The organism is Thermoflexus sp. (assembly GCF_025055495.1).
Taxonomy (GTDB): domain Bacteria; phylum Chloroflexota; class Anaerolineae; order Thermoflexales; family Thermoflexaceae; genus Thermoflexus.
The window spans coordinates 1-2,491 of record NZ_JANWXB010000114.1 but is presented as its reverse complement, the minus strand read 5'-3'; the positions used below and the strand labels follow the sequence as shown (position 1 = coordinate 2,491).

At 62.2% G+C, this 2,491-nt stretch carries 3 protein-coding genes; all 3 read left to right on the top strand.

All coding sequences use genetic code 11. From position 1 onward, the window contains the following. Positions 1-576 (top strand): CpaF family protein (locus NZM16_RS03855; RefSeq protein WP_295478683.1); only part of this gene is annotated, 576 nt, incomplete at its 5' end. Positions 577-585: 9 nt separating this feature from the next. Then, positions 586-1,551, top strand: a complete 966-nt coding sequence (locus NZM16_RS03850; RefSeq protein WP_295478680.1) for a type II secretion system F family protein — start codon at positions 586-588, stop codon at positions 1,549-1,551. 4 nt (positions 1,552-1,555) lie between these two features. Next, the gene (locus NZM16_RS03845) at positions 1,556-2,491 is read left to right on the top strand and encodes a type II secretion system F family protein (RefSeq protein ID WP_295478678.1); all 936 of its coding nucleotides are present in this window, start codon (positions 1,556-1,558) and stop codon (positions 2,489-2,491) included.

Genomic DNA, 2,491 nt, shown 5'->3' with positions numbered 1-2,491 from the left:
AACGCGGCGGAGCTGCAGCTGCGCCAGGAACACGTGGTGACCCTGGAGACCCGCCCGCCGAACATCGAGGGGAAAGGCGAGATCACGATGCGGGACCTGGTGATCAACGCCCTGCGGATGCGCCCGGATCGGATCATCGTCGGCGAGTGCCGCGGTGGAGAGGCCTTCGACATGCTCCAGGCGATGAACACCGGCCACGAGGGATCGATGACCACCATCCACGCCAACAGCCCACGGGACGCCCTGGCCCGCCTGGAGAACATGGTGCTGATGGCCGGGACGGATCTGCCTCACCGGGCGATTCGAGAGCAGATCGCTATGGCCATCGACCTCATCGTCCAGACCGCGCGGATGCGCGACGGCTCCCGCAGGATCATCTCGCTCACGGAGATCCAGGGGCTGGAAGGGGAAGTGATCACCACCACCGAGCTGTTCAGGTTTGAGCAGTATGGGATGGAAGGCGGCAAGATCGTCGGCCGCCTCGTGCCGACCGGGATCCGCCCGCGCTTCATGGACCGTCTGGAGGCAGCCGGCATCCGTTTGCCGCCCGCGATCTTCAGTGTCGGACGAAGGTAGGGGGAAGCCATGGCCTGGCAGACCTATGTGCTGATCGGCGGCGGCATCCTGATCCTCATTCTCCTGCTGCTTTACATCTTCGGAGGCGAAGAGGAAGAGGTTGCTGAGCGACTGGAACGATATGTAGCCCCCATGCCAAGCCATCGCGAGGAGGCACGGGCCCGCTTATCCACGCGACGTGCTCTGCCTCTTAGTGAGCCGTTGAATCGGGCCATCGCCGGGCGGGGGTTTGCAGAGGATCTGCGGCTTCAACTGGCCCGGGCAGACCTGAAGGTCACGCCCGCGGAGTTTCTGACGCTCCAGATCTTGATGGCATTCATCGGACTCGTCCTCGCCCAGCTGTTCTTCCGATTTATTCCTTTAGGATTGTTGGGCCTGATCGTTGGCTTCTTTGCACCACGCCTATATGTGGCCTGGCGGCAGAGGCGCCGTCTGCAGGCTTTCAACGCCCAGCTGGGGGATGCGATCAATCTGATGGTGAATGGGCTGCGCGCTGGCTACAGCGTCCTTCAAGCAATGGAAGCGATCGCCCGTGAGCTGCCCCCGCCCATTTCCACTGAGTTCGATCGGGTGGTGAAGGAGCAGCAGTTGGGCCTCTCCCTGGAGCAGGCGCTGCAGAACATGCTGCGTCGCGTGCACAGCGATGACCTGGAGATGCTGGTTACGGCGATCCTGATCCAGCGCGAGGTGGGCGGGAACCTAGCGGAGATCCTAGATACTATCAGCTTCACGATCCGCGAGCGGGTGCGGATCAAGGGGGAGATCCGGGTGCTGACGGCCCAGCAGATGATCAGCGGCCACGTGCTGATACTCCTGCCCATCGGGCTGGGGCTGGTCCTGTTCGGGATCAATCGTGACTATATGTTGAATTTCTTCAACAGCGGAGTCCTTGGCTATTTCATGCTCGCTTGTATGGCTGTGATGATGCTGATCGGTTATTTTGTGATCCAGCGGATTGTCCGGATCGAGGTGTGAAGGGATGTTGAGTCTGATCCTGATTATAGGCATCCTCGCCCTGGGTGTGATCGCCCTAGCCTTGGTGATCGGCTTGGGCGCCCCGCGGGAGGAGGAAGTCCTTCAAGCTCGTTTGGCAGAGTATGCTGCCCGGGATGTGCCGGTCACCCTGGAGGAGATCGAGCTCTCGATCCCCTTCACCCAGCGGGTGATCGTCCCCATCCTTCGTCAAATTGCGGAATTCATCAGTCGCTTCACGCCCCAATCGATCATCGAAGACACCCGCCGCCGGCTGGAGCTGGCCGGTAACCCCGTTCGCCTGGACGCGGCGGAATTCTTCGTGTTGCGGATCCTCGCCGGCCTGGGCCTCTTCGGCCTCGCCTATGTGCTGCTGTGGCGAGCCCCAGTGGTCCAACGCTGGGCATTGAGTCTGGCCCTTGGAGGCATCGGGTTCTATTATCCGATGCTGTGGCTCAACCAGCAGATCGCCCGGCGTAAGAAGGAGATCCTGAAGACGCTCCCTGATGCCCTCGACCTGCTGGTGATCTGTGTGGAGGCCGGTCTCGGGTTCGACGCCGCGATGCAACGGGTCGCGGAGCGCTGGAACAATGAGCTGGGGAAGGCCTTCGCGCGGGTGCTTCGGGAGATCGCCCTGGGGCGTTCCCGGAAGGACGCCCTGCGAGATATGGCCGCCCGGGTGGACCTCCCGGAGATGACCACCTTTGTGGCCGCGATCATCCAGGCCGAGCAGTTGGGGGTGAGCATCGCGAAGGTGCTTCACATCCAGGCGGACCAGATGCGTCTGCGCCGTCGACAGCGGGCAGAGGAGCTGGCCCGCCAGGCCCCGATCAAGATGCTCTTCCCGCTGGTCTTCCTGATCTTCCCAGCCATTTTCGTCGTCCTCCTAGGGCCGGCCCTGCTGATTGTGATCAAGCAATTTGGCGGCGGATTCCTTCCCTAA

Coding starts and splice junctions, on each gene's coding strand:
- NZM16_RS03850 (WP_295478680.1), top strand. CDS start 586: ATGGCCTGGCAGACCTATGTGCTGATCGGCGGCGGCATCCTGATCCTC.
- NZM16_RS03845 (WP_295478678.1), top strand. CDS start 1,556: ATGTTGAGTCTGATCCTGATTATAGGCATCCTCGCCCTGGGTGTGATC.